The organism is Mycolicibacterium sphagni, assembly GCF_002250655.1.
In the GTDB taxonomy this organism is placed as follows: domain Bacteria; phylum Actinomycetota; class Actinomycetes; order Mycobacteriales; family Mycobacteriaceae; genus Mycobacterium; species Mycobacterium sphagni.
In genome coordinates this window covers 66587-91937 of sequence record NZ_NOZR01000010.1, presented here as the reverse complement: position 1 = coordinate 91937, position 25351 = coordinate 66587, and the positions used below count along the sequence as shown (strand labels likewise).

General features: G+C 65.8%; 27 protein-coding genes and 1 tRNA gene. 16 read left to right on the top strand and 12 right to left on the bottom strand.

Annotation, left to right across the window (positions count from 1 at the left end; genetic code table 11):
* The first annotated feature begins 8 nt into the window (after nucleotides 1-8).
* From CG716_RS13865 to CG716_RS13855, 3 genes are read left to right on the top strand one after another with little or no spacing between them, the layout of a single operon-like run.
* Nucleotides 9-350, top strand: coding sequence for a GNAT family N-acetyltransferase (locus tag CG716_RS13865; RefSeq protein WP_094480455.1), 342 nt, complete (start codon nucleotides 9-11; stop codon nucleotides 348-350).
* A 29-nt stretch (nucleotides 351-379) separates the two neighbouring features.
* On the top strand, nucleotides 380-1183 hold the full coding sequence (locus CG716_RS13860) for a thioesterase family protein (protein ID WP_094480453.1): 804 nt from the start codon (nucleotides 380-382) through the stop codon (nucleotides 1181-1183).
* Nucleotides 1184-1192: 9 nt separating this feature from the next.
* Nucleotides 1193-1966: a cyclase family protein gene (locus CG716_RS13855; protein WP_094480451.1), complete on the top strand. Its 774-nt coding sequence runs from the start codon at nucleotides 1193-1195 to the stop codon at nucleotides 1964-1966.
* On the opposite strand, the gene CG716_RS13850 is transcribed toward CG716_RS13855, so the two are convergent.
* From CG716_RS13850 to CG716_RS13835, 4 genes are read right to left on the bottom strand one after another with little or no spacing between them, the layout of a single operon-like run.
* Complete coding sequence (locus CG716_RS13850; protein ID WP_094480449.1) at nucleotides 1967-2245, bottom strand: hypothetical protein; 279 nt, start codon at nucleotides 2243-2245, stop codon at nucleotides 1967-1969. It lies immediately after the preceding gene.
* Between the two features lie 47 nt (nucleotides 2246-2292).
* Nucleotides 2293-3666, bottom strand: coding sequence for an APC family permease (locus tag CG716_RS13845; RefSeq protein ID WP_094480447.1), 1374 nt, complete (start codon nucleotides 3664-3666; stop codon nucleotides 2293-2295).
* 11 nt (nucleotides 3667-3677) lie between these two features.
* On the bottom strand, nucleotides 3678-5333 hold the full coding sequence (locus tag CG716_RS13840; RefSeq protein WP_094480445.1) for an amidohydrolase: 1656 nt from the start codon (nucleotides 5331-5333) through the stop codon (nucleotides 3678-3680).
* Nucleotides 5330-6313, bottom strand: coding sequence for a nitrilase-related carbon-nitrogen hydrolase (locus CG716_RS13835; protein WP_094480443.1), 984 nt, complete (start codon nucleotides 6311-6313; stop codon nucleotides 5330-5332). The genes CG716_RS13840 and CG716_RS13835 overlap by 4 nt, the downstream gene beginning before the upstream one ends.
* 72 nt (nucleotides 6314-6385) lie before the next feature.
* On the opposite strand from CG716_RS13835, the gene CG716_RS13830 reads away from it, so the two are divergent.
* A complete protein-coding gene (locus CG716_RS13830; RefSeq protein WP_094480441.1) occupies nucleotides 6386-6988 on the top strand; it encodes a TetR/AcrR family transcriptional regulator C-terminal domain-containing protein in 603 nt (200 codons plus the stop codon).
* On the opposite strand, the gene CG716_RS13825 is transcribed toward CG716_RS13830, so the two are convergent.
* On the bottom strand, nucleotides 6985-7257 hold the full coding sequence (locus tag CG716_RS13825; RefSeq protein ID WP_094480439.1) for a YdeI/OmpD-associated family protein: 273 nt from the start codon (nucleotides 7255-7257) through the stop codon (nucleotides 6985-6987). The two genes, CG716_RS13830 and CG716_RS13825, sit on opposite strands and share 4 nt — an antisense overlap.
* Before the next feature lie 14 nt (nucleotides 7258-7271).
* Entirely contained in the window at nucleotides 7272-8663 is a 1392-nt protein-coding gene (locus CG716_RS13820; RefSeq protein ID WP_094480437.1) for an amino acid permease, read from the bottom strand.
* A gap of 198 nt (nucleotides 8664-8861) precedes the next feature.
* On the opposite strand from CG716_RS13820, the gene CG716_RS13815 reads away from it, so the two are divergent.
* The 5 genes from CG716_RS13815 (at nucleotide 8862) to hpxO (ending at nucleotide 13941) form a co-directional block, all read left to right on the top strand.
* A complete protein-coding gene (locus tag CG716_RS13815; protein ID WP_207760676.1) occupies nucleotides 8862-9962 on the top strand; it encodes a GGDEF domain-containing protein in 1101 nt (366 codons plus the stop codon).
* 79 nt (nucleotides 9963-10041) lie between these two features.
* Nucleotides 10042-11946 carry a PbuX/PucJ/PucK family nucleobase permease gene (locus tag CG716_RS13810; protein WP_094480435.1) on the top strand — a complete coding sequence of 635 codons (1905 nt, stop codon included), beginning with the start codon at nucleotides 10042-10044 and terminating at the stop codon, nucleotides 11944-11946.
* Nucleotides 11943-12443: a 2-oxo-4-hydroxy-4-carboxy-5-ureidoimidazoline decarboxylase gene (gene uraD, locus CG716_RS13805; RefSeq protein WP_094480433.1), complete on the top strand. Its 501-nt coding sequence runs from the start codon at nucleotides 11943-11945 to the stop codon at nucleotides 12441-12443. Before CG716_RS13810 ends, uraD begins: the two co-directional genes overlap by 4 nt.
* 7 nt (nucleotides 12444-12450) lie before the next feature.
* Entirely contained in the window at nucleotides 12451-12771 is a 321-nt protein-coding gene (gene uraH, locus CG716_RS13800; RefSeq protein WP_094480431.1) for a hydroxyisourate hydrolase, read from the top strand.
* Nucleotides 12772-12774: 3 nt separating this feature from the next.
* The gene (gene hpxO, locus CG716_RS13795; RefSeq protein WP_094480429.1) at nucleotides 12775-13941 is read left to right on the top strand and encodes an FAD-dependent urate hydroxylase HpxO; all 1167 of its coding nucleotides are present in this window, start codon (nucleotides 12775-12777) and stop codon (nucleotides 13939-13941) included.
* On the opposite strand, the gene CG716_RS13790 is transcribed toward hpxO, so the two are convergent.
* Nucleotides 13925-15292 carry a guanine deaminase gene (locus tag CG716_RS13790; protein ID WP_094480427.1) on the bottom strand — a complete coding sequence of 456 codons (1368 nt, stop codon included), beginning with the start codon at nucleotides 15290-15292 and terminating at the stop codon, nucleotides 13925-13927. The two genes, hpxO and CG716_RS13790, sit on opposite strands and share 17 nt — an antisense overlap.
* 79 nt (nucleotides 15293-15371) lie before the next feature.
* Between CG716_RS13790 and CG716_RS13785 the strand changes: the two genes are divergently transcribed.
* The 4 genes from CG716_RS13785 to CG716_RS13770 are packed head-to-tail and all read left to right on the top strand — an operon-like array spanning nucleotide 15372 to nucleotide 20184.
* The gene (locus CG716_RS13785) at nucleotides 15372-16205 is read left to right on the top strand and encodes an FAD binding domain-containing protein (RefSeq protein ID WP_094480425.1); all 834 of its coding nucleotides are present in this window, start codon (nucleotides 15372-15374) and stop codon (nucleotides 16203-16205) included.
* Entirely contained in the window at nucleotides 16202-18916 is a 2715-nt protein-coding gene (locus tag CG716_RS13780) for a molybdopterin-dependent oxidoreductase (protein WP_094480423.1), read from the top strand. Before CG716_RS13785 ends, CG716_RS13780 begins: the two co-directional genes overlap by 4 nt.
* A 42-nt stretch (nucleotides 18917-18958) precedes the next feature.
* Nucleotides 18959-19543 carry a hypothetical protein gene (locus CG716_RS13775; protein WP_094480421.1) on the top strand — a complete coding sequence of 195 codons (585 nt, stop codon included), beginning with the start codon at nucleotides 18959-18961 and terminating at the stop codon, nucleotides 19541-19543.
* Nucleotides 19540-20184, top strand: a complete 645-nt coding sequence (locus tag CG716_RS13770) for an RES family NAD+ phosphorylase (protein WP_094480419.1) — start codon at nucleotides 19540-19542, stop codon at nucleotides 20182-20184. Before CG716_RS13775 ends, CG716_RS13770 begins: the two co-directional genes overlap by 4 nt.
* Nucleotides 20185-20275: 91 nt before the next feature.
* Here the strand turns inward: CG716_RS13770 and CG716_RS13765 are convergent, their stop codons facing one another.
* From CG716_RS13765 to CG716_RS13750, 4 genes are read right to left on the bottom strand one after another with little or no spacing between them, the layout of a single operon-like run.
* Nucleotides 20276-20575, bottom strand: coding sequence for a hypothetical protein (locus CG716_RS13765; RefSeq protein ID WP_094480417.1), 300 nt, complete (start codon nucleotides 20573-20575; stop codon nucleotides 20276-20278).
* Nucleotides 20556-20897 carry a hypothetical protein gene (locus CG716_RS13760; RefSeq protein WP_133066943.1) on the bottom strand — a complete coding sequence of 114 codons (342 nt, stop codon included), beginning with the start codon at nucleotides 20895-20897 and terminating at the stop codon, nucleotides 20556-20558. Before CG716_RS13760 ends, CG716_RS13765 begins: the two co-directional genes overlap by 20 nt.
* Nucleotides 20894-22333: a WXG100 family type VII secretion target gene (locus CG716_RS13755; RefSeq protein WP_094480413.1), complete on the bottom strand. Its 1440-nt coding sequence runs from the start codon at nucleotides 22331-22333 to the stop codon at nucleotides 20894-20896. The genes CG716_RS13760 and CG716_RS13755 overlap by 4 nt, the downstream gene beginning before the upstream one ends.
* Nucleotides 22334-22627 carry a hypothetical protein gene (locus CG716_RS13750; protein ID WP_133066942.1) on the bottom strand — a complete coding sequence of 98 codons (294 nt, stop codon included), beginning with the start codon at nucleotides 22625-22627 and terminating at the stop codon, nucleotides 22334-22336.
* 221 nt (nucleotides 22628-22848) lie between these two features.
* On the opposite strand from CG716_RS13750, the gene CG716_RS13745 reads away from it, so the two are divergent.
* Nucleotides 22849-23229 carry a hypothetical protein gene (locus CG716_RS13745; protein ID WP_234817842.1) on the top strand — a complete coding sequence of 127 codons (381 nt, stop codon included), beginning with the start codon at nucleotides 22849-22851 and terminating at the stop codon, nucleotides 23227-23229.
* A 31-nt stretch (nucleotides 23230-23260) separates the two neighbouring features.
* Nucleotides 23261-23407, top strand: coding sequence for a VOC family protein (locus CG716_RS31335; protein WP_420093193.1), 147 nt, complete (start codon nucleotides 23261-23263; stop codon nucleotides 23405-23407).
* Between the two features lie 117 nt (nucleotides 23408-23524).
* Here CG716_RS31335 and CG716_RS13740 read toward each other — a convergent pair.
* Nucleotides 23525-23607 (bottom strand) — tRNA-Leu (locus CG716_RS13740).
* Nucleotides 23608-23831: 224 nt separating this feature from the next.
* On the opposite strand from CG716_RS13740, the gene CG716_RS13735 reads away from it, so the two are divergent.
* Nucleotides 23832-25247 carry an FHA domain-containing protein gene (locus CG716_RS13735; RefSeq protein ID WP_094480637.1) on the top strand — a complete coding sequence of 472 codons (1416 nt, stop codon included), beginning with the start codon at nucleotides 23832-23834 and terminating at the stop codon, nucleotides 25245-25247.
* Nucleotides 25248-25351 lie beyond the last annotated feature (104 nt).

Sequence of the window (25351 nt, the reverse complement as noted above, 5' to 3'; positions counted from 1 at the left end):
GGAGTTCCATGGCCACCGATAAGACCGGCGCACCGACCACCGTCACCGCGGGCGAGGACACGTTCACGATCGCCGTCGACGGACAGAAGGTCGGTCTGGTCGCCTTCGTCGATCACGGCGGGCAGCGGATCTTTCTGCACACCGAGGTCAAGGATGAATTCGAAGGGCGCGGGCTGGCCAGCATCCTGGTGTCCGAGGCGTTGGCGGCGACCCGCGAGGCCGGGCTGCGCATCGTCGCGGTGTGCCCGATGGTCGCCGATTACCTCGATAGGCACCGCGACTTCGACGACCTCGTCGATCCGCTCACCCACGACACGAAGCGCTTCCTGCAACGCCTGCAAGGCGGGTGACTCCGGGAGCGTGGCTATCGTGTGACCTCGTGGCAAATCTGGCGTATCTCGTCCCTGATGGCGATGTGCTGTTACCGAATCCGGTGACCAGGGGACCGTGGGGTCAGACGATCAGCGGCCATGTCGTCGGCGGCATCCTCGCGCGGTCGCTGGAGCAGGCGGGCAGCGAACCCGGGCTGCAACCCGCCCGGCTGACCGTCGACCTGCTGCGGCCGACGGCGATCGCGCCGCTCGAGGTGCGGACCACTGTTCGGCGCGACGGTCGTCGGATCCGGCTGGTGGACGCCGAACTTGTCCAGAACGATGTGGTGGTGTCGCGCGCCAGTGCGGTGTTCCTCCGACGCGGGGAACATCCGGAAGGCGACGTCTGGTCCTCGCCGGTGTCGATGCCGCCACTGCCGCCCGACCCCGGCCCGCTGCCCGACGACATGATGATGTTCGTCTGGGGATACGGGGGAGATGGTAAGTCCGGCGCGGTTGGCTTCACCAAATGGCATGAGGCAGGCCCCAAATACGCCTGGATCCGTCAGGTTCGCCCCTTGGTCGCCGGCGAGGAGACCAGCCCATTCGTCCACGTGGCCATGGCCAGCGACGCGACCAGTGCACTATCCCATTGGGGCACAGGCGGGATGCGTTATATCAACGCCGACTACACCCTGACCCTGGCCCGGCTCCCGGTCGGGGACGACATCGGCCTGGCGGCCATGTCGCACAACAGCCACGACGGTGTGGCCGCCGGCGCGGCGACAGTCTTCGACGCGCAGGGTCCGATCGGCAACGCGACCACGGTGGGCTTGGTCAATCCGGCGGAGTCGTTTCACCCAAGGGCGTAGAACAGTCAGATGCGCAGGTTCGTCGACATCTCGGTGCCGCTGGAGGCCGGCATCGCCTCCGATCCACCCGGGCATCTGCCGGAGATCGACTACTACGACCACAAGCAGACCGCCGCCGAGGTGGTGTCGTTCTTCCCCGGAGCGACCGTGGATGACCTGCCCGATGGCGAAGGCTGGGCGATCGAGCGGGTCCGGATCACCACCCACAACGGCACCCACCTCGACGCGCCCTACCACTACGCGTCGACCATGGACGGCGGTAAGCGCGCCATCACCATCGACGAAGTGCCCCTGGAGTGGTGCCTGCAGCCCGCGGTCAAACTGGACTTCCGCCAATTCCCGAACGGCTACGTGGTGACCGCCGCCGACGTCGAATCCGAACTCGACCGCATCGGCCACACTCTGTCCCCGCTGGAGATCGTGCTGATCAACACCAGTGCCGGCACCCGCTACGGGCAGCCCGACTATGTGGGGACGGGCTGCGGGGTGGGGCGCGAGGCCACCCTGTACCTGCTCGAGCGCGGTGTCCGGCTTACCGGAACCGACGCCTGGAGCTGGGATGCGCCGTTCTCCTACACCGCACAGCGGTACGCCGAGGACCACGACCCGTCGATCATCTGGGAAGGCCACCGTGCCGGGCGCACCATCGGCTACTCACATATCGAGAAGCTGCGCAACCTGGAGACGTTGCCCGCCAACGGATTTCAGGTGGCGTGTTTCCCGGTGAAGGTGCACGCCGCATCGGCGGGATGGACCCGCGCGGTCGCGATCTTCGACGACTGACTACGGCCAGGGGCCGCCGACGGGCGGGCCGCCGCCCGGGGGCGACTGATTCTGCAGAATGCCCAGGCAGGTGCCCACCGATTTACCCGGGATGCACGGGATGCCGCCGACGGATGGCACACCGCCGTTGGTCACGAAACACTGACCGGTCATCGGGTCGGACGAATGCCCGATCGGGCAGGCGCCGGCCGGAGCGGCGGCGACGACTGGCCCGGCCACGAACAGCCCGCCGCACGCGACGGCCAGCAGCGCTCTCGAGATCCCCACCCGGACGGACATGCTGTGAGCTTACTGCGAGCGTTGGGGTCAGGCGACCACCGGAACGATTATTCGTGTTCGATGTCAAGCACCGGGGTCGGACGGCTGAATCCACGGGTGACGCCAAGTAGCCAGATGAAACCTATTGCCAGCCAGCACAATCCGATGACCAGCGTCAACCCGGACAGGCTAGTCCAGAGCCACACCGTCAGGATGAAGCCGACGACGGGGATGATCAGGCTTGCCAGCACCTTGCTGCCGTGGCGTTCACGCCCATCGATGAAGTAATGCTTGATCACCGAGAGGTTGACCGCCGAAAAGGCCACCAGCGCGCCGAAGCTGATCAACGACGCCAGGGTGGTGAGGTCGATGACGACGGCCAGCAGAGAGACGGCGCTGACCACCAGGATGACGTAGACGGGTGTGCTGTAGCGCGCCGAGACGTGTCCGAACACCCGCCGGGGCAGAATGCCGTCGCGGCCCATGGCATAGAGGATCCGGGCGACCGATGCCTGCGATGTCAGCGCCGAGCCGAGCGCGCCGGCGACATACGCAGCGGTGAAGAACGTCGACAGGAACTGTCCGCCTGCCGCCGTCATCACGTCCAGCGAACCGGAGTCCACGTCGGCGAACTTGTTGGAGGGGTAGACCAATTGCGAGATGTAGGACAACCCGATGAAGATCAGGCCGGACAGGGCAGTGGCGATCAGGATCGCGCGCGGTACATCCCGTTGGGGCGCCTTGGCTTCCTCGGACAGGGTCGACACCGCATCGAAACCGAGGAAGGACAGACACAGTACTGCCGCACCGGCGAAGATCGGCGACGCGCCGCCGACGCTGCCGTCGCCGGTGAACGGGGCAGCGACGTCGATGGTGCCGTGGCCGAACAGCTTGCCGACGGCCAGCACCACGAACGCGACGATGAAGATGGTCTGGATCGCGATGATGAGGAAGTTGGCGCGTGCCACCGACACGATGCCCACGATGTTGAGCACAGTGACGATCGCGATCGCCGCGACAATGAACACCCAGGCGGGCACGGCCGGGAAGGCCGCCGCCAGATAGATGCCGATGACGAGGTAGTTGATCATCGGGAGGAACAAGTAATCCAGGAGCAGCGACCACCCGGTGAGGAAGCCGACCGGGGCACCAAAGCTCTTCTGCGAGTAGGTGTATGCCGATCCCGCGACCGGGTAGGCGACGGACATCCGAGCGTAGGACACCGCCGTGAACACCATCGCGACCAGGGTGACGACATAGGCGACCGGGAGCCGCCCGCCGGTGGTTTCGGTGACGATGCCGTAGGTGGTGAACACAGTCAGCGGGACCATGTAGACCAGGCCGAACAGAACCAGCGACGGCAAGCCCAGGGCCCGCTGCAGGTGGCCTTCGTGTTCTCCGATGAACGGGCCGGCCGCGGAAGAGTTTGTAGGGGTGGACATCGGTACTTCCTCTAGGTGGTGGCGGTGTAGGCGGGTTCGCCGCGAAGGTAGGTCGCCCGGATCGGCAGAGCGGGCAGTTCTAGTGCCGGAACGGCACGCGGATCACGGCCGAGCCATACGAAATCGGCGTCGGATCCAAGAGTGATTCGGCCCCAGGCGTTCTCGGCGAATGCCTGGTATGCGACGGCGCTTGTGTAGGAGGACAGCGCGCGGTCGATCGGTACGATCTCGTGCGGCGTCCACCCGCCTTCGGGCTGTCCATCAGTGGTGCGCCGCGACGTCGCCACCGCGATGCCGTCCAGTGGAGCGCCGGAGGACACCGGCCAATCCGAGCCGAAGGCCAGCGCCGCTCCTGAGCTGTTCAGACTGTGCATCTGGTACTGGCGGTCGGCCCGTTCCTCGCCGAGGCGGGGAATGGTGAGCACGGTCATCAGTGCGTCCATCTGAGCCCACAGCGGTTGCATGTTGGGGATGACGCCGAGTGCGGCGAACCGCCCGATGTCGGTTTCGTCCACCAGCTGCACGTGGGCGATCACCGGCCTACGGTCGCGACTGCCGTTGCAGGACAACACATATTCGATGGCATCGAGCGCTTGCCGCACGGCGGCGTCGCCGATGGCGTGGATGTGGATCTGCAGCCCGAGCTCGTCGACCCGGCGAGCCGCCTCGGCCAGCGAGTCGCCTTCCCAGTTCTGCATGCCCAGGTTCTCCCCCGAGTCGCGTCGCTCTGCCCCGCCGGAATGGCTATGCAGCCCCGAGCAATAGGGCGCCAGCAGCGCACCCGTCTCGTTCTCGACGACACCATCGGCGAAGAACTTCACCGTCTGCGCGGTCAGCAGCGGCGATCCCGCGTCCTCGACGGCGCTGCGCGATGCCGCGAATTGTTCGATCTGCGAGTCGAAGTGGCGCGGATCGGCGTACAGGGCGAGGTTGAACCGCATGCGCAGCGCGCCTTGGCGTGCCGCCTCGACATACGTGGCGACGTCACCGGGCTCGACCCACGCGTCCTGCACCCACGTGACACCCCGCGCGAGGTAGTAGTCCGCCGCGGTGCCGAGCGCGGCGATGCGCTGAGCCTCGTCACGGGGCGGCATCACGTTCATCACCAGATCCGTTGCACCCCACTCACGCAGCGTGCCCAGCACGGAGCCGTCGGGCCGGTGCGGGATCTCGCCGAGTACCGGGTCCGGGGTGTCCGGGGTGATCCCGGCGCGTTCGATGGCCGCGGTGTTGCACCAGAGTGTGTGGTAGTCCCAGGCACGCAGCACCACGGGCCGATCGGGCACCGCGGCGTCGAGCCAGCGGGCGTCGAACAGCCCGCCCGGCGCCAGGCTGCCGTCGTAGGAGGCGCCGACGATCCACTCCTCGTCAGGATGTTCTTCCGCGTAAACCTTGACGGCAGCGACGATCTCGTCGACACTCCCGCAGCCGCGGACTCGTGGTCCGACGGATTCCAGGCCGCCATAGAGGGGGTGCGCGTGGCCGTCCCCGAAGGACGGCATCAGGAATCCGCCGTCGAGATCGACGTGCTCGCAGTCGATTCCGTCCGCCAGGTGACGGGCCTGCGCGCCCAGTGCCCGCACGATCCCGTCGGTGACCAGCAGCGCGTCGGATTCGACGCCGTCACCGGTCCAGACCACCCCGCCGGTGAACAGTGTCGAGCTCATTTGACCACCGCGGTGGCGGCGTGGCCGGCGCCGTAGGGCTCGTCGGCGACAACCGGGCGAGTCAGCGCGGCATAGGTATCGGGGCGGCGGGTCAAGAGGAACGGGAACAGCTCCAGCCAGTCGCGGCGCTGGTCGAGATCGAGGTCGGTGACCAGCACGGCCTCCTCGTCGCGGGGCGCCTGCACCAGCACCCGTCCATACGGGTCGGAGATGAAAGAGGAGCCGTAGAACGTGACCTTGCCTTCGTCGCCGACTCTGTTGGGCACCACCATGAACAGGCCGCTGCTGATGCCGTTGGCAACGATGACCTGCTGCCAGAGCGGCCGGGTGTCGAAGTCGGGGAACACCGGTTCGGATCCGATTGCCGTGGGGTAGACGACGATTTCGGCACCGGCCAGGGAGTAGTTGCGGGCGACCTCGGGGAACCATTCGTCCCAGCAGGTCGGCATGCCGACGCGGGCGGCCAGTCCGGCGGGGGCGTAGACGGGATAGGGGTCGGTGTCGGGGCCGGGCCGAAAGTAGGTGTCCTCGTAGTAGCCGGCCGAGATCGGGATGTGCAGCTTGCGCGTACGGCCGACGAGTTCACCGTTGGGAGAGACCAGAATTGCGGTGTTGTAACCCTTACCGTCCTGCACGTCAGGGGTCTTCTCGTAAAGCGAGGCGTGCACGAAGATCCCGTTGGCCCTGGCGGCGGTTGCGGCCAGCTCGAAGGTAGGGCCTTCCTCCAGGTCCTCGGCAAGCGCGGCGGGGTTGGCCCCCGCGGGAGTATCGGCCGGATAACGCAGAAGGGTGATCTCGGGCAGGAAGACGACCGCGGCGCCCTCGCCGGCGGCGGCATCGATACCGGCCCGCAGCACCGACACGAGCTCGTCGCGCTCCGGGCGCCATCGATGCTGGACCAATCCCACCCGCAGCGGCGGGCGCTGCGACGGGCCCGAGCGGGAGAGCGGCTCGAGCGCAGGCGCGGTCACGGTGATCATTCAACTCCTAAACGAATCAGATTCGTTTAGTGTGAACTGGCTCATAATTCTTCGCAAGAGAAAGGAGAAATTATGGGGCGGCCACCGACACCGTTGCTGTCCACCGACCGCATCGCATCGGCCGCCATGGAGTTGGTGAACGCCACGGGCGGCTTCACCATGCCCGATCTGGCCCGAAAGCTGCAGGTCAGCCCATCCTCGCTGTACAACCACGTCTCGGGGCGTGATCAGATCGTCGAACTACTGCGCGAGCGGGCAATGTCGGAGGTTCGGCTGCCCGACGACCAGCCCGACCGCCCGTGGACCGCGGTGGTTGCCGAGGTACTGGGCTCCTACCGGCTCAGCTTCGCCCGTTATCCGCGGCTGATTCCCTTGCTGACCGCCTACCCGGTGAGCAGCAACGACGCCATCCGGATGTACAACATCTTGGCGGTGACCCTGCGCCGAGCAGGTTTCGACGCTGCCGACTCGCTGCGCGCGATCACGTTGATGGACTGCTTCGTCCTCGGCTCCGCCTTGGACGTGGCCGCCCCGGAGGAGCCGTGGAAGTCCGGCGCTGAAGTCAACCCGGAGTTCGCCGAGGCCCTGGCCACCGGCGTCGGGAATCCCGATCGGGCCGACGACGCCTTCGAGTTCGGATTGGCGGTACTGCTGCGCGGGCTGTCGCCGGGTTAAGAGACCTTGCCGTTGCGCTCGCGGTGCTTGCAGCCCGGCCAGCAGCAGGGCCGGCGCATACCCTCTTCCAGCTCTTCTTGCGTGCGGCGGATACGCCGCGCACGGGTCGCATCCTGCTTGGCGTCTTCGACCCAGCAGATGAACTCGTTGCGCGCCAGGGGAGTGATGTCGCGCCAGGCGGCCAGCGCGGTGTCGTTGCCCAGCAGGGCGGTCCGCAGGTCGGCTGGAAGCTTGTGCACTACCCCGCCCGGCACCTGGCTGCTCACCAAGCCAGGTTAACCGGCTATCCCGTGATCACCGGCTCTGCGGAACGTCGCGAGCGCAAGCGGCGGACTTCGAAGGACACCAACACAACCGCCAGCGTCACCAGGCTCATGACGAACTGCGAGCGGGTACTCGGCAAGAAGGCCATCGCGAGGACCACGGCGGCCATCAGCGCGACCGTGGCGTAGCTCAGCCACGGGAACAGCCACATCTTGAGCTTCAGAGCGGCGGGGTTGTCCCGTTCGGCACGGCGGCGCAGCACCACTTGCGATATCGCGATGATCAAGTAGACGAAGAGCGCGACCGCGCCGTAGGAGTTGATCAGGAAGTTGAACACCACGTCGCCCCAGATGTAGGTGGCGGCGACCGACACATAACCGACCGTCGTGCCGGCGAGGATCGCCCGGCGCGGTACCCCGCTGCGCGAAAGTCTGCTGAAGAACTTCGGTGCATCTCCTTGCACCGTCAGGGCGAACAACATGCGTGATGTGGTGTAGAGCCCAGAGTTGAGGCACGACAGCACCGCGGTCAGCACGATGGCATTCATCACTGTGGACACCGCCGGAATACCGAGCACAGACAGCACCGAGGCGTAGGGACTCACGCCGACGCCTTCTGCGTTCCAGGGCTGAACGGTCACGACCACGAAGATCGAGCCGACGTAGAAAAGGATGACCCTGGCGACGATCGACTTCATCGCGCGGGATACCGCGTGCTCGGGCTCAGCGGATTCGGCGGCCGCGATGGTGACGATCTCGGCGCCGGTATAGAACGCGACGCAGGGCACCACTGCGGCGAGCACCGCCGCCCATCCCACCGGGGCGAAGCCGCCGTGGTCGACGAGATTGGCCAGTCCCGGTGTCGAGTGGGGCCAGAAGCCGGTGATCCACAACAGGCCGAGTCCGAGGAAGACGACGATGGCGACGACCTTGATCGAGGAGAACCAGTACTCGGACTCGCCGAATGATCGTGCCGACACCAGATTCGTGCCGGTAAGTACCAGCAACAGCACCAGACTGAGCACCCACAGCGGAATCGCGGGCAACCAGAGTTGCAAGATGCGTCCGCCGGCCACCGCCTCGACCGCGACGACGACCACGAAGAAGTACCAGTACATCCATCCCGTCACGAACCCGCCACGCGGGCCCAACGCCTGGCTGGCATAGACGTAGAACGACCCGACGACCGGTTGTGCGACTGCCATCTCGGCCAACATCCGCATGATGAGGACGGTGATCAGGCCGGCGATGAAGAACGACAGCACGGCTGCCGGCCCAGCGCTGGAGATCACCACACCGCTGCCGACGAACAGCCCCGCGCCAATGACCCCGCCGAGCGCGATCAGATTCATGTGCCGTCGGCGCAATCCCTTGCCCAACTCGACATCTGGGATCGTGCTCGTCGCCGTCATTCTCCGGATGGTTTCCAAGCCGCGGTGACATGACAACCCATGGATTCAGCGCGCGCAGAACTCGCCGGCCCCTGGCTACGACCGCCACGACATTTGCTCACCCCATAAGCTGGCTTACGTCGATGCCGCCGATGATATTCCGCCGCGCTCACGATTTCCCTGGTCTACCGTGGACTGAGTGCGGGGAGGTACACCACGGTGAACGACGAGCGGGCTTCGTGGCAAGGTAGCCAGACCGGTGGGTCCTTTGCGCGCTGGTGGCGGCAACCCGACCAATTCGACTGGCTCACCGGGTACCTTTCCGCGCGCGGTTTGGCGTTGCCGACCAGAGTGCTGATGGCCATCATCTCCGGGGCGCTCATGCTCATGGCGGTGGCGGCACTGGCCTCGAACAACGTGCCGTTCGTGGTCGCGGTGGGCTTCAGCGTCGTCTCGGTGGTCGTCGGTGGCGGTTACGCAGCGTTGTGGCTGCGGGGCTGGCCGACCAGGCGGCAGTCGCTGGCGATGGCCTGGATCGGCGGGGCCCTCATCGCGGCGGGGTGCGTGATGCAGCCCCAGCCGATGATCGCGTTGATGGGCTGTACCGGCATGGCGATTCTTGGCGGATATGCCGCGTTCTTCCACAACACCAAGGCGATCGCCGTCAACATCTGCCTCGGCATCGCCGCTGGCCTCCTCTGTGCGGCACGGGTGGCACCGGAGAACGGGTGGGCGGTAGCCACCGCGGGGTTGTGGTTGGTCGTCGAACTCAACCTCGCGGTGCCGCTGGCGATCCAGACCGTGGTGCGCACCTTGGGCGCCGACGTCGTGCGCTCCGACCAGGATCCGCTCACCGGCGTTTTGAACCGGCGCGCGTTCTATGAGCGCGCGACCACACTGTTGACCTCACCCGGCGACGATCTGCACCTCATCGTCGTGATGATCGATCTCGATGAGTTCAAGAAGCTGAACGACGCCTACGGACATCTGGCCGGCGACCAGGCGCTCACCGCGGTCGGCTGGGCGCTGCGCGAGGCCAGTAACAGTTCGGCCATCATCGGCCGCTTCGGCGGCGAAGAGTTCATCGTCATCGACGCCTTGCCCACCGAGGCCGCCGAGCGGCTGCCGGCAGAACTGTGTAGTGCCATCGCCGCGTTGCCACAGCCAGTCACCGCGAGCGTGGGCGCGGCCATCGTGCGATGGGGCAGCAACTCGGCCATGGACGAATTGATCCGGTCCGCCGACACCGCCATGTACTCCGCCAAGCGCGCCGGCGGCAACCGGACTCGCATCTGCCGCCCTGCTCGGGTCGAGCACTGATTCCGGCGTACACCCCGACGCCGGTACGCAGACCGTCTCGACATGCGGATTCGGTGAAGATGCTTGATTGTTGGTAAGCATGTCGGCCCCGACCACGAGCCACCAACACCGTCGCGCACACGCTGTCGACGAGGTGCTGCCTCTCCCGAAGCTGGTGACGTACGGTTTCCAGCACGTCGTGGCTTTCTACGCCGGCGCTGTACTGGTGCCGATCATCATCGCCGGTGCCATCAATCTGCCCCAGCAGGATCTGGTCAAACTCATCACCGCGGACCTCTTCACCTGCGGCATCGCATCGATCATCCAAGCCGTCGGGGTGTGGAAGATCGGTGTACGGCTGCCCCTGCTGCAGGGGGTCACCTTCGCCGGCGTGTCGCCCATCATCGCCATTGCTCTGGCTCACGGCGGGGGCTCAGCGAGCCTGCTCTACGTCTACGGAGCAGTAATCGTGGCCGGCATCTTCACGTTTCTCATCGCGCCGGTCTTCATCAAGCTGCTGCGCTTCTTTCCTCCGGTAGTCACAGGGACGCTCATCACCATCATCGGGCTGTGTCTGGTTCCCGTCGGTGCCGGTGACGCGGTGACCAACCCGCACACCGGCCAACACGACCCCACCAACATCCGGTGGTTCCTCTACGCGCTGGGCACGATCGCGATCATCGTGGCGATCCAGCGTCTCTTCCGCGGATTCGTCGCGACCATCGCAGTCCTGCTCGGACTCGTCATCGGCTGCACAGTGGCGTACGCGCTCGGCGATATGCACTTCGACAAAGTCGGCCAGGCCGGCGTCGTCGGCTTCACCCAGCCATTCCTGTTCGGGATGCCCAAGTTCGACATCGTCGCGTGCCTGACGATGATCATCGTGCTACTCATCACCGCCGTCGAATCCACCGGTTCGACGATCGCCACCGGCGAGATCGTCGGCAAACGGATCAAGGCATCCGACATCGGCAACGTGCTTCGCGCTGACGGCGTGGCCACCGTGATCGGCGGGATCTTCAATTCCTTTCCCTACACTGCCTTTTCGGAGAATGTCGGCCTCGTCAGGCTGACCGGCGTCAAAAGCCGCTGGGTGGTTGCCGCGGCCGGTGTCATCATGATCATCCTGGGATTCCTGCCGAAGGTCGCCGCGATCGTGTCCTCGATCCCCAACCCGGTGCTGGGCGGCGCGGCGCTGACCCTGTTCGCCACCGTCGCCGTGGTGGGCATCCAGACCCTCGGCAAGGTCGATTTCACCGACCACCGGAACCTCATCGTCGTGACCACGAGCCTCGCGCTGGCATTGTGGGTGACGGCATATCCCGATGTTGCCAAGGCAATGCCGACAGGCATAGACCTCTTGTTCGGAAGCGGCATCAGCATCGGAGGGGTCGCCGCGATTCTGCTCAACATCGTGTTCTTCCACATCGGATCGCGCGGGCCGCGGGTCGCCGGTGGGGGAGCCATCACCCTCGACGAGGTCAATGCCATGACAAGAGAACGCTTCACCGAAGTGTTCGGTCATGTCGTCCAGGATGTGCCCTGGGCAATCGAGCGCGCCTTCGAGCAGCGGCCGTTCGCCGACACCAAGGCGTTGCGCGAGGCGTTCCAGGACGCCGCGCTGACCGGTTCGTCGGAGCAGCAGCTGGAACTGATCCGGGCCTTCCCGAACCTGGGAGCCGAAGACGCGACGGGGCATGCCCTGGCTGTCGATCATGTGGCCCTGTCCAACCTCGACGAAGGCGACCACAACGATGTCGTCGAATTGGCCACGGCATACCTCGAACATTTTGGCTTTCCGTTGGTGATCTGCGCCAGGGAAACTGAGCGGTTCGAACGGGTGCTGAAGAACGGCTGGTCACGCATGGACAACTCGCCTGGCGCCGAGAAGGCCTTCGCGCTCATCGAGATAGCCAAGATCGTCAACTACCGCTTCAGCGATCTGGTCGCCGACGCCAACCCTGTTGCTGCCGCCCGCTTCAGCAGGTTCAACGAGCTGACGTGAAAGCCCTTGGCCTGAAGGGGTTCAATGCGCTGACCGAGCGGCAGCGCATGCACCAGCTGTTCGAGGTGTGCTCCTCGACGATCTGGGCCAGGCGGGTCCTGGCCGGTGCACCTTTTCGCGACGCCGAGGCGCTCTACGACCGGGCCGACCGAGCGCTGGCCGAGCTGCCCGACACCGAGATCGATGCCGCCCTCGACGGCCACCCCCGCATCGGGGCGCGCCCAGACAACCCGTCGTCGGCACGTGAACAGGCCGGGGTCTCAACCGCCACCGACAGCATCCGCGCCGAATTGGCCACCCGGAACGCCGAATACGAAGATCGGTTCGGCTACGTCTACCTTGTCTGCGCCAGCGGTAAGTCGGCGCAGGAGTTACTGGCCATTCTCACCGAACGGCTCGAGAACGACCCGGAAACCGAACGCCGGGTGATGCGCAACGAACTCGCCAAAATCAACCGGCTGCGCCTGGAGCGGCTGTTGACCGAGCCTGCCGAATAATGAGCCCATGAGCCTTTCCACGCACGTCCTCGACGCGGTCACCGGAAAACCCGCACTCGCCGTCGCCGTGACCCTCACCGATGCCGATGGCGCCGTGCTGGCATCGGGCCGTACCGACGATGACGGCCGGATCGCTTCGCTCGGAGGTGAATTGGGTGAAGGCCTGTACCGCATCAGCTTCGATACCGGCGGCTACTTCGCGGCCGCCGGGATACCCACGTTCTACCCAGAAGTTACCGTCGCCTTCGAGATCACCGATCCCGCAGCGCACTATCACGTCCCCCTGCTGCTGTCGCCCTACTCCTACTCCACGTATCGAGGGAGCTGAACAGTGAAGGTGGCCATCATCGGGGCCGGTATGGGCGGCATGAGTGCGGCGATCGCATTGCGCCAGATCGGAATCGAGACCGAGGTCTACGAACGCGTAACCGAGAACAAACCGGTGGGTGCGGCCATCTCGGTGTGGTCCAACGGCGTCAAATGTCTCAACTATCTTGGGCTGGAACAGGAGACGGCCCAGCTCGGTGGAATCGTCGAGACGATGAGTTATGTCGAGGCCCGTACCGGTGACACCATGTGCCGCTTCTCGATGCAACCGCTGATCGACCAGGTGGGCCAGCGGCCCTACCCGATCGCCCGCGCGGAACTCCAGTCGATGTTGATGGAAGCCTACGGGATCGACGAGATCAACTTCGGCATGAAGATGGTCGCCGTCGCCGACGGCGCAGACGCTGCGACGGCCACCTTCGCCGATGGGACGACGGTCGCCGCCGACATCATCATCGGCGCCGACGGCGCCAGTTCGATGACCCGGGAATACGTGCTGGGCGGGCCTGTCACGCGGCGCTATGCCGGTTACGTGAACTACAACGGGCTTGTCGACGTCGACGAACGGATCAGCCCGGCCACCGAGTGGACCGTCTATGTTGCTGACGGAAAACGTGTTTCGGCGATGCCGGTCGCCGACGGACGGTTCTATTTCTTCTTCGATGTCGTCGAGCCCCAAGGTGTGTCGTACGAAAAAGGCAGTGCGCGTGAGGTTCTGCGCTCACATTTCGCGGATTGGGCTCCGGGTGTACAGGTACTGATCGACCAGCTCGACCCGTTGACCACCAACCGGGTGGAGATCCTGGATCTCGACCCATTCGATACCTGGGTCAAAGGCCGCGTCGCGGTGCTCGGCGACGCCGCCCACAACACGACTCCTGATATCGGCCAGGGTGGTTGTTCGGCCATGGAGGACGCGATCGCCCTTCAGTGGGCGCTGCGAGACAATCCCGACGACGTCCACGCCGCGCTGGCAGCCTATGAGCAGGCCCGGGTCGACCGGGCCGGCGATCTGGTATTGCGGGCGCGCAAGCGCTGCGATCTGATGCATGCCAAAAATCCTGCGGCGACCGAGGCCTGGTATGCCGACCTGCGAAACGAAGACGGCACCAACGTGATTCGCGGAATCGTCGGCAATATCCTGGGTGGCCCGCTCACCCCACAGAGCTGAGCCGCCGCCCGCGGACATAGACATCGGTGATCGCTGACTCGCGCATGCCGGTCAGCAGGGTGAAGACCAGTCGCTCGACGTCTTGGGGTTCGATGGCGGCCAGCACTTCCGGCAGCAGCCCTTGCTGCTGTGGATCGACCACCAGGAAGTCGGCTTCCTTGCCGACGTCAAGGTTCCCGGTGCGGTCCGCCAAGCCCAGCGCCTGCGCCCCGGCGAGAGTTGCGGAGAACAGCAGGTCCGCGGCTGGCACCGACAACCCGGCCTCACCGGGCTCGGAGATGTGCACCTTGTAGCAGTCGTTGGCGACACGGGAGATCAGCCATTCGTCACCCGCGGACACGTCGGTGCCCAGCGCAACGGTCACCCCGCTGGCGGTGGTGCGCCGCCACGGCATGGTGCCCGACCCGAGGAACAACTGGGATGTCGGGCAGTGGGAGATCGAGGTCTCGCTTTCCGCCAAACGTGCCAGCTCGTCATCGGTGCAGTGCACCGCGTGGGCAAGCAGGCTACGCGGGCCGAGCAGCGACTTGCCCGCCGGCGTCGACCCCGGCCCGAAACGGCCGTCGTAGGTGTCCAGGTACGAACGCACGCCGTATGCGCTTCGCACCGCGGCGACTTCGTCGAGATTCTCCGAAATGTGGCTGTGGAAGTAGACGCCACGCGATCGCACCGAATCGTAGAGCTCACCGAGCGCGTGCAACGTCTCGGCCGTCACCGACAGTGCAAACCGGGGAACCACGGCGACGTGTAGCAGCGCGGTCGACGGGTCGCCGGTGTCGCCGGCGTGCCAGCGGGCAATCTCTGCCTCGGTGAGAGCGATCGCGCTGTGCTCGTCAGTGATCAGCTCACTCGCCGAATCGGGCCCCACAGTCTGTATTCCGCGTCCGGAGATGGTACGCAGTCCCAGCCGCAACGATTCCTCGAAGAGTGCGTCCTGAGCGTGGGGAAAGGCCGAGCCGAAGACCATCGCGGCGGTGGTACCGACATCGATTCTGCGGCGACAGAAGTCACGGGCTGCCATCCGCGCATGGTCAGGCTCGGCGAGCTGACTTTCGGCGGGGAAGATACATCGCTCAAGCCAGTCGAGCAGTTGGCCGCCGCCGTGCGCATTGGTGCAGTAGGTCTGGGGGAAGTGGATATGGGTGTCGACGAATCCCGGCAGCAAGAACGCCGGCCGGCAATCCACCACTTCGGCTCCCGCAGGCATACCGGTGAACTCGCCGCTGTAGACGATCCGGCCGCCGCCGTCCACCACCAGCACACCGTCGGCGTGACTGACCAGATTCTCACGTGCCTGGGCCAGCCGCGGTGCACCGCTGATATGCAGCAGGTGTCCCCGGTAGGCGTACATCAGCAAATTGTCACAGCTGTAGCCGTGGCCTGCAGTCCGTGAACGTGCGGGACGCAGGCGGGGACATTACGGTCGGTAGATGGACCTGATCGGCGTCGAAACGGTGAGCTTTCCCGCTTGCCGTGACGACCTGTCGATCGTGGAGCGTGGCGATACCGTCCTTGCCGGCGGGACGTGGCTCTTTTCCCAACCGCAGCCGCAGGTCCGCCGGCTCATCGATATCACGCGCCTCGGCTGGGATCCAATCATCCTGAGGGACAATGGGATCGAGCTCGCCGCCACATGCACGCTGTCCGACATCTCAGCCCTGACTGATCGGCTTGTGAGCAGCCGGCCCTCCTGGCTGGCGGCGCCCCTGCTGCGCCAGTGCTGTTCTGCTCTGCTGGCCTCGTTCAAGATCTGCCGAACCGCGACCATCGGCGGGAACATCTGTCTGTCGTTTCCGGCCGGCGCCATGATCTCGCTCGTGTCGGCGCTGGACGGAACGCTGACCGTGTGGCGTCCGGACGGAAGCGATTACACCCTCAAGGCAGGCGAATTCGTCGTCGGAGACGCTGAGAACGTGCTCGCTCGCGGTGAGGTGCTGCGCGCAGTCCACTTGCCCGCATCGGCGTTGCGGGGGCGCACCGCGTTTCGCAAGATTGCACCCTCGGCGTTGGGCCGGTCCAGTGCTGTGGTGATCGGCCGCCGCGACAGTGAGCATGACGGCGGCGGGTTCGTGCTATCGGTGACGGCGGCGACCCTACGTCCCTTCGTGTTCCAATTCCCCGCCATTCCCGACGCCTCGACGCTTCGCGAGGCGCTGTCAGCGATCCCCACCGACGCGTGGACGAACGACGTACATGGCGACCCAGACTGGCGCGCCGCTGTCACCGCCTTACTTGCCGAGCAGGTTCGAGACGAGCTGACATGACGTTCACCGTCAACGACCGCGAATACTCCGACGACCCGGCTCCCGGACAGTGCCTACGGACCTTCCTGCGTGACCATGGACATTTCGAGGTCAAGAAAGGCTGCGACGCCGGGGACTGCGGCGCCTGCACAGTGCTTCTCGACGGACAGGCGGTGCACTCGTGCGTCTATCCCGCCTTCCGCGCGGCTGGACGGACGATCACCACAGTGGCCGGGTTGGGCACACCGGACGACCTGCATCCGATGCAACGAGCTTTCGTCGAGGCCGCCGGATTCCAATGCGGATTCTGCACGGCCGGCATGGTCACCACTGCGGCGTCACTCAGTGCCGAGCAGCTGGCCGACTTGCCGCCCAATCTCAAGGGCAATCTGTGCCGATGTACGGGGTACCGCGCAATCACTGATGCGTTGGCGGGCAAAGTCAACATCGACAAGCCCGCCTCAGGTGAGGCGTGCCGCTCCCTCGGCGCCCCCGCCGGGCCGCGTGTGGTGACCGGCACCGAGCAGTACACCATGGACTGGACGCCAGAAGGACTGCTGCACATCGCCGTTCTGGGAAGCCCTGTGGCGCACGCCCGGATTGTGGCGATCGACACCACTGCGGCGGAGGCCATGGCCGGCGTGCACCTGGTGCTCACTCATCGGGACAGTCCGGCGGTGGCATTCTCGGTGGCTCGTCACGAACTGCGCACCGACGATCCTGAGGACACCTACATTCTCGACGATGTCGTCCGATTCGTCGGTCAGCGGGTGGCCGCGGTGGTCGCCGAGAGCCCGACCCTGGCTGAAAAGGCCTGCTGTGCAATAAGTGTCGACTATGCGGAGCTGCCCGCGGTTTTCGATCCCGAAGAGGCACTCACGCCGGGGGCGCCGCTGTTGCATGGTGACAAGGAGACCCGGGCGGGCATCGCCGACCCGCTACGCAATGTCGTCGCTGAGTTGCACGGTGGCATCGGCGACGTCGATGGCGGGGTCTCGGAGGCCGTTGCTTCTGGCGGCTCGGTCGTACGGGGTCGGTGGCGCACCCAGCGCGTGCAGCACGCGCACCTGGAAACCCACGGCTGCACGGCTTGGCGGGATGGCCAGGGCCGCCTGGTGATTCGCACCAGCTCTCAGGTCCCGTTTCTGGTTCGCGACGAGCTGTGCCACATATTCGGCTTGGACCGGGACGCGATTCAGGTCCTGACCAAGCGGGTCGGGGGTGGCTTCGGCGCCAAGCAGGAAATGTTGTGTGAGGACATCGTCACGTTGGCAGTGCTGCGACTGGGCCGTCCCGTGCGCTATGAGTTCAGCCGGGCCGACCAGTTCACCCTGGCACCGTGCCGACATCCTTTCCGGGTGGACGTGACCGCCGCTGCCGACCCGGCGGGGCGACTGACCGCACTGGCGATCGACGTGCTGACCGACGCCGGAGCGTACGGCAACCACAGTCCCGGCGTGATGTTTCACGGTTGCAGTGAATCGGTGTCGGTCTACCGGTGCGCGAACAAGCGCGTCGACGCGCGCTCGGTGTATACCAACAACCTTCCGTCGGGCGCGTTCCGCGGATATGGACTCGGCCAAGTCATCTTCGCGGTGGAGTCAGCACTCGACATATTGGCCCGGCGATTGGGCATCGACGCCTTCGAATTTCGTCGGCGAAACGTGATCGTGCCCGGCGACGCCTTTGTCGATGCGCATGTCGGACAGGACGATCTGGTCTTCGGCAGCTACGGGCTCGACGAGTGCCTGGACCTGGCGCAGGCCGCCTTGTCGGACAGCGCCGGCCCGGCGCCCCCGGACGGCGCGCAATGGCACGTCGGTGAGGGGATGGCGCTGGCCATGATAGCGACGCTCCCGCCTCGCGGGCACTTCGCTGAGGCCTGGATCTCGGTCGACCCAGAGGGCCTCTACACGCTGGCCGTGGGAACCGCCGAGTTCGGGAACGGCACGACCACCGTGCACGCCCAACTGGCGGCGACCGTACTGAACACCACTGCTGACCGGGTGGTGATTCGCCAATCCGACACGGACGCAGTCGGTTACGACACCGGCGCGTTCGGATCGGCCGGCACCGTGGTCGCCGGCCGGGCCGTTCTGGGCGCCTGCGAGGACCTGCGTGCCCTCATGATCCGATCAGCGGCGGAGCTGACCGGCGCCGCACCGGGGTCGTGCACCTTGGCCCGGCACGGCGTCCAGTGCGGCGATGAGTTGGTCGACTTCGCACGCTTGCCGACCGGCCTGGTGGGGCGGGGACGGCACGATGGAAACCGCCGCTCGGTGGCGTTCAACGTTCAGGCATTTCGGGTGGCGGTGAACGTCGAGACGGGTCAGGTGGAGATCTTGCGCTCGGTCCAGGCCGTCGACGCGGGCGTGGTGATCAACGTCGAGCAGTGCCGTGGGCAGGTGGAAGGGGGCGTGGCGCAGGCGATCGGTTCCTCGCTCTACGAGGAGATGCAGATCGGGCCCGATGGGGCCGTCGTCAACCCCGCGCTACGCGACTACCACATCCCACAGCTGGCCGACCTCCCTGTCACAGATGTTCTCTTCGCCGACACCTACGACGAACTCGGGCCCCTGGGCGCGAAGTCGATGAGCGAATCGCCGTACAACCCGGTGGCACCAGCGCTGGCCAATGCCATTGCGGACGCGTGCGGGGCGCGGTTGCATGAGCTGCCGATGACGCCGTCGCGGGTCTGGCGGGCAATCGCCGGCCTCGACGTACCCGATTAACGGCGATATACTTCTGTTAATCATCGTTAGACGGAGTATCGCATGTCTACGGACCGCGAACTGGAACAACTGCTCCAGGACCGTTTTGGCATCACGACCAGCGAGTTCGTCGCCGTACTGAAGTTCCTCCCCGCCTCCCGGCCGTGGGCCGCCCCCCTCACCGAAGACGAGGCCCGTCTGCTCGACGACGCGGACTTCATCGAGGACCATGACGCGTTCGTGGCCACTGGGACCGAAGCCGCCGGCCGCCGCGCACATCTTGCCGTCACTGCCTTCACCGCCGATGAGGTTGCCGCCGGACTCGGCGTCAGCGCTTCGCGAGTGCGGCAGAAGCGGCTTGCTCGTGAGTTATGGGCCATTCCAGACGGGCATACGTGGGTGTTTCCCGTGCTGCAATTCGAGACAGGCGACGGCGGAGGACCTACCCGGCAAGTCCGTGGCCTCGATCAGGTGTTCAAGGCTTTGCCTCCCGAGCTTCATCCGTTGGCGGTGGCCGGATTCCTGCAGACCCCGCAACCCAATTTGTTTCAGGGTCGGGCGATGACTCCGGTGGAGTGGCTGCGCGACGGCGGTGGTGTAGATCAAGCGCTCGCAGCCGCCGCCAGCACCGACTGGTACACCGCGTGACGGCGCGCCTGCCCGATCCTCCACCGATAGACCAGCTACGTGCCCTCGGCATCCGCAATGACGAGTACCGGGTCATCTCGACCGATGAGTCGTGGTGGCGAGTTCACCGCACCGCCGGTGAACACGTGCTGGCGTGGAACGCTTTTCGGGAGCACGGTCCACATTTGCGGTTCGACCCGCACCCGCCTCCAGCGCGGCATCATGACGGTGTTGGTGTCTGGTACGGCGCTTCCGGCCCCACTTCTGCGCTGGGCGAGGCCTTCAAGGCCGCGCGCACCATCGACCGGTTTCGTGGTGATCCGTACGTGACCGGGTTGCAGTTCACCCGCGAGCTTCGGTTGCTCGACCTGGCCGCTGACAGCATCGGTGCGTGGCCAACCCGAGCAGGAGGCACGTTCGCGTTGTCGACCGGGCCGCACTCGATTACGCAGCGCTGGGCGCGGCGCATCACCGGTGCCTTCCCCGACCTGGACGGCCTGCGTTACAACAGCCGGTTCGCCGGCGAACCGTGCATCGCGTTGTTCATGCCCGCTGCCGAGGCGATGCCCCCCAGGCCTCTGCTCTCCCTGCCCTTGGCTCACCCCGGCCTGGTGTTACGGATCGCGAGGGCCGCGCAACGACTCGGCTACCTAGTCGTCTAAATCGTGTCCTAAATCCGACCCCCCTCAACGGCTCACTGCCACGTCCAGAAGAGCCAGTACAGCAGCGTCCAGTGGCGCAAGGCACGAGACGTCAGTGCCCGATGTTACGAGTGATGATCCATCCCGGGATGAAGATCAGCAGCGTCAGCAGTGGTGTGAGGCAGGCGATGGCGAGTCCGCGGCCAATTTGAGCGGTCCGGCCTTCCCGGCGACTGAGTGCCCAGGCGATGAGTGCGTCGAGGATGATCACGGGCAGGGCGATGACCGGTACGAAATACGGCGCCGTAGTGAGCAACACCCAGGTGGTGAATTCCAGCAGCAACACGTTGATCGCGAACGCTGCGAAGGTGGTGCGGCTGTAGCGGGGCAGTTCAGTGAAGCCAGAGGACATAGGTCCCTGCTCCCGTCGCGAAGATGAGGGCGGATGTGGCCAGCCCGAGGCCTATGCCGCGAGGTAGGGAGCGGCGGTTCATGAAGAGCGGGGCGGATAGGGCCAGTGCGATGGCGGTCGCAGCGGCCGTCGCGGTGAGGGTCTTGTGACCGGCGACGACCGCATCGTTGTCGCGGAATCCGAATTTGGTCAGGGTCCACATGGCGGCTAGGAACAATCCGCAGACCGCCTGGAACAGCAGCACCGTGGACCATATCGCCGCGCGCCACATCCGTTCGGACGATGTCGGCGCTGTCGTGGGGGTTTCATGTTCGCTGCTCACATCGGTACCCCGATGGCCGGTGGCGCTGCGGACGGTGGCTTGGCGACCGGGCCTAAGGGGGTGCCGGGCAGTGGTGTCGGCACGTCGTAACGGGGGTTCCAACCGCCAGTGTTGAACGGGGCGAACGCTTTTCCACCGCTGCCGACATCGTGGTGGAAGGGCAGATTGCTCATTGGTCCCTGCTGTCCGCCGGCGGCGGCGTTGTCGATTAGCACGGTGCGCGTCATCCCGTCGGGCATGTCCTGGTAAACCTCCATCGACGGGTAGTCCGTGCGAGTGCCGTCGATGGTGACACCGTTGGCACCTGGGGTGAACACGAGGTCGCCGTTGACGGTCCAAGGGTGGCCGTCGGTGATACTTGGGTTGCGGCTGATCTCAGGTGCGAAGGGGTTGCCGGAGTCGTACTTGATCCGCACCGAGCCGTCTGGGAGTTGGGTCACCGTCCCGGAGGGGCGTCCGACTCGGACCTCACCGGGCGATCCGTCGGAGTTTTCCAGCACCGACGGATTCTGACGCAGGATGACGATGCCGTTGTCGTAGTCGATGATGGCGGTGACTTTGGTGTCCTCAGGGTCGAAGTTCGGGTTGGGGCCCCGGTTGTTGCCGAGGTCGTGCGACCAGGGGGGCGCCCCGCGGACCTCGCGATCGGGGATCCACTGTGACGACCGCACCACACCCTGCCCCGACACGGGCTTGATGCGGACCACCTCGACATCGGAGTTGGTGCCGCGAAACTTCGGGTCGTAGGTGTGCGGATCAAGCCCGGCGGCGGTGGTCCAATCCCCTGGCGAGACCGGGTCGCGCCCGAATACCTTGCGGAATGCCTCGATCTGATTGTGGCGTCGCTCGTCTTCTTGTGGCGGTGCCGGTGCGAGCGGAAAATCCAGTGCTCGGATGGTTTCGGGTGATTCAGAGAAGCCCCGGCCGTTCAGTTCCGTTGTTGCGGCGGTGATTTTTGTGGCGACCTCGTTGTCGGCCGTGCTGAGTGCGACGGCGCGGGTGGCGATCGTTGCCGCGAACTGCTGCGCTGCGGCGACCCGAAGTCCGCTGTACTTGCTGGTGTCGGTGACCGAGAGGTCTTCTCCTACGCAGAAGCCCGCCTCCTGGGCGTCGTTGATGGCGTCGATGGCGTGACGCTTGAGATAGGCCAGTTGATCGGCCCCTCGGCGAGCAACGGCCGCGGCATCGTTCAACGTGTCTGCCAAGCCGCGGACCTTGACCAGATCACTGAACGTGCGCTTCTGGGCGGCCTCAGCGGCAACACCCTCCCATCCGGTGCTACCCGGTGACAGGGTGCCACGGTGCATGCGGGTGAACGTGTCTTCCCAGTGTTTGGCGGTGCTCACCCAGTCGGTCGCTGCCTGCGACAGGTGGGTGGTGTCCCAGGACAGGATTTGCGAGAGGCTGGGTATGCCTGCACCGACAGCGGCAGGCATCTACGGCTGCACCGGGGCATCAAGGGCGGAGAGGCGCTGCGCGGAGCTCTCGTCGCTGTTCACATACTGGGCCGACGCGATGGTCAACGCCAGGCCCGTGGCCTCGACTTTGCCTGCCAGCACCGTCACCGTTGCTCCGACCGCGGCGTACAGACCGCTGACCGCCGTGCCGGTTGCCTGCGCGGGTGGTGTCACCGCCGCGCTCAGAGTCTCGGTGGCTAACCCCGACGCATCGGCTGAACACTGACCAGCAAGTGTGCGCAAGCCTGCGCCGCAAACATCCAAAGTCGCCACACCGCCAGTCTAGGAGGAGCGCGCGCAACGTCCAGTCACCACGACATGCCGCCACGACGAGGCCGCCGTCTCGTTTGTTGGGAAATGAGGTCGATCAGAGCCTGTCCTCAACAAGTTCGGTGAGGACCACTGCGCCGACGACGTCCCCTAGCCTCCGTACTCGCCAGCGCGGGTGCCTTTACGGCTCCTCGTGGACGGAAGCGCACCGTATCGTCGGCACTATGACCACGGTAATTTCAGGTCTTCGTGTGAAGCTGGGCGCGACACATGGTGACGTCCGCGTGACCAGCGGCGGGAAGCTCCTGCTGGTTGGCTATGTCGGAGGCACGCTCACCATCGCATCAGGCGGTTACGCCTTCATTATCGGCATGACGGAACGCCTGGTTGTTGAGCCGGGGGGCAAGGCCACTTATCGCGGATATTGCCGAGGCGACGTCATCAATGAGGGCGGTGACCTTGCGGTCACGCGCGGGGCTGTAATCGACGGGACCTTGCACGGACGCTCTTTCACTCGGGTGGATCCAGGGGCGAAGATCGGCGAAGCGCCGCCAGGTGGTCGGGGGCGTCGGCGACCTGATGGAGATGGAGACTGTTCCTCCTGACACTTGAGTCCTCGAACTGATTCACTTGGGAATGCGAACTCGGTGGAACGGTCTAACAATCGACTGCGTGGACCCCGACAGGCGCGCCGCGTTCTGGGGCGCACTGCTGGACCGCGATGTTGAGCGTGGTCGACCAGACCGTGATCAGCAAAACCGGCCACGTCCTAGCCAGCCATGAGATCAATCCCGACAAAAATACTGGCCCAACAAACACAAAAACCCCGGCCAAAGGCCGGGGAATCTGTAACCCATGACTCGACTCACCTGTAACCGATGACCCGACTCATGACAATTGTGGGCGAAGGGGGACTTGAACCCCCACGTCCCGAAGGACACTGGCACCTGAAGCCAGCGCGTCTGCCATTCCGCCACTCGCCCGAAACAACCGGGGGAGCGTATCACGGTTGAGGGGGTGGACCTCAACTCGCGCCCGCGGCTCCGACCAGCCTAGCGACCGCCGTCACACCTGCGCTCCGAGCCGCTGACCTGGTGTAATGGGATTCTCAGAATTCTCATGGTGACGGGGCGTCGACCTGGGCCGATACCATCAAGAGGAAGGCAAGCACCGCCGCGACATGCGGCGACTCGAGGCAGGCGGTGAGATGAGTAACCAGAGAGGTCTGGTTCAACGCATCGAGCGCCGACTCGAGAACACCCTGGGCGATGCGTTCGCCCGGGTATTCGGCGGATCAATCGCACCTGCGGAGGTAGAAGCAGCGCTGCGGCAAGAAGCCTCCGCTGGTGTGCGGACCCTGCCGGGCGACCGATTTTTGGCCCCCAATGAATACGTCATTACTCTCAGTGGATCTGACTTCGAGAAGGTCAGCGCCGATCGCGATCTCACCACGGACACTTTTGCCAAACACTTGGGCGGATACATCCGAGATCAGGGGTGGCAAACGTATGGTGATGTGGTTGTCAGGTTTGAGCAGTCGCCGAGCCTGCATACCGGCCAATACCGTGCGCGCGGCGTCGTCAATCCTGACGTCGACCCCCACCCGCCCCGAGCCAGCACCGCCCCAGCACAATCGAACCAGGCGTACACCGCAGAACCAGGAGTACCAGCGATGAGCGACAACCCCACCTACCGCGGCGACCAGGGTCAGGGGCGGCCCGGCGACGACTATTACGACGAGCGCTACCCGCGTCCGGAAGAACAGCGACCCGCCGCCCCCGAGCAGCGTGGCCCGTATCCGCCCGAGCAGGGCGGCTATGCACCCCCTCCCGGCGAGCAGGGCTACGGCCAGCGTCCGGGCGGCTACCCCGAGCAGGGCGGCTACGGCGGCGCCCCGGGCTACGGCCAGGGCTATGAGCAGCGTCCCCCCGCCGGCGGCGGCTATGGCGGCGGCCAGGGTTACGACTACCGCCAGGGCCCGCCCCCCGGATACGGCGGCGGCTACGGCCCGCCGCAGGGTGGTGGCTACCCCTCTCAGGCACCGCCGGCCGGGCCGGCCAGCGACTACGACTACGGCCGCGCACCGGGCCGGCACGAAGACGCCGGCTACGGCCGGCCCGAGCCTCGGCCCGCCTACCCCGACCAGGGCGGCTACGACCAGGGCTATGGCGGCGGCTACGGGCGCCCTGAGTACGGCCAGCCGGACTACGGCCGCTACGAGCAGGCCGGCTACGCCGAGCCCGCTGGCCGTGACTACGACTACGGTCAGCAGCCCGCTGGTGGCGGCTACGGCGGCTACGCGCAGCCGCCCGCCCAGGGCGAGTACCCGTCCGCCGGGCACGCAGTCACCCTGCAACTCGATGACGGCAGCGGCCGCACCTACCAGTTGCGCGAAGGCGCCAACGTCATCGGCCGCGGCCAGGACGCGCAGTTCCGCTTGCCGGATACCGGGGTCTCCCGCCGGCATCTGGAGATCCGGTGGGACGGCCAGGTCGCCCTGCTGTCCGACCTCAACTCCACCAACGGAACCACGGTGAACAACGCGCCCGTGCAAGAGTGGCAGCTGGCCGACGGCGATGTCATCCGGCTCGGCCATTCCGAGATCATCGTCCGCGTCCACTGAGGTAGGCGGGACTGCGGCTTGGTTGATGCGGGAGCGCCTTCACCCGCGCACCCACCGGCGTCCAAGTATCGTGACGGTGCCGAAGTCGGCCCGGGCCTGCTGGT

Bases quoted from the DNA above. Each gene is read 5' to 3' on its own strand.
- CG716_RS31335 (WP_420093193.1), top strand. From the start codon at position 23,261: ATGCGAACTCGGTGGAACGGTCTAACAATCGACTGCGTGGACCCCGAC.
- CG716_RS13785 (WP_094480425.1), top strand. From the start codon at position 15,372: ATGGACCTGATCGGCGTCGAAACGGTGAGCTTTCCCGCTTGCCGTGAC.
- CG716_RS13810 (WP_094480435.1), top strand. From the start codon at position 10,042: ATGTCGGCCCCGACCACGAGCCACCAACACCGTCGCGCACACGCTGTC.
- CG716_RS13835 (WP_094480443.1), bottom strand. From the start codon at position 6,313: ATGATCACCGTGACCGCGCCTGCGCTCGAGCCGCTCTCCCGCTCGGGC.
- CG716_RS13845 (WP_094480447.1), bottom strand. From the start codon at position 3,666: ATGTCCACCCCTACAAACTCTTCCGCGGCCGGCCCGTTCATCGGAGAA.
- CG716_RS13775 (WP_094480421.1), top strand. From the start codon at position 18,959: ATGTCTACGGACCGCGAACTGGAACAACTGCTCCAGGACCGTTTTGGC.
- uraH (WP_094480431.1), top strand. From the start codon at position 12,451: ATGAGCCTTTCCACGCACGTCCTCGACGCGGTCACCGGAAAACCCGCA.
- CG716_RS13735 (WP_094480637.1), top strand. From the start codon at position 23,832: ATGAGTAACCAGAGAGGTCTGGTTCAACGCATCGAGCGCCGACTCGAG.
- CG716_RS13780 (WP_094480423.1), top strand. From the start codon at position 16,202: ATGACGTTCACCGTCAACGACCGCGAATACTCCGACGACCCGGCTCCC.
- CG716_RS13820 (WP_094480437.1), bottom strand. From the start codon at position 8,663: ATGACGGCGACGAGCACGATCCCAGATGTCGAGTTGGGCAAGGGATTG.
- CG716_RS13745 (WP_234817842.1), top strand. From the start codon at position 22,849: ATGACCACGGTAATTTCAGGTCTTCGTGTGAAGCTGGGCGCGACACAT.
- CG716_RS13855 (WP_094480451.1), top strand. From the start codon at position 1,193: ATGCGCAGGTTCGTCGACATCTCGGTGCCGCTGGAGGCCGGCATCGCC.
- CG716_RS13755 (WP_094480413.1), bottom strand. From the start codon at position 22,333: ATGCCTGCCGCTGTCGGTGCAGGCATACCCAGCCTCTCGCAAATCCTG.
- CG716_RS13830 (WP_094480441.1), top strand. From the start codon at position 6,386: ATGGGGCGGCCACCGACACCGTTGCTGTCCACCGACCGCATCGCATCG.
- CG716_RS13865 (WP_094480455.1), top strand. From the start codon at position 9: ATGGCCACCGATAAGACCGGCGCACCGACCACCGTCACCGCGGGCGAG.
- CG716_RS13790 (WP_094480427.1), bottom strand. From the start codon at position 15,292: ATGTACGCCTACCGGGGACACCTGCTGCATATCAGCGGTGCACCGCGG.
- CG716_RS13840 (WP_094480445.1), bottom strand. From the start codon at position 5,333: ATGAGCTCGACACTGTTCACCGGCGGGGTGGTCTGGACCGGTGACGGC.
- CG716_RS13765 (WP_094480417.1), bottom strand. From the start codon at position 20,575: ATGTCCTCTGGCTTCACTGAACTGCCCCGCTACAGCCGCACCACCTTC.
- CG716_RS13850 (WP_094480449.1), bottom strand. From the start codon at position 2,245: ATGTCCGTCCGGGTGGGGATCTCGAGAGCGCTGCTGGCCGTCGCGTGC.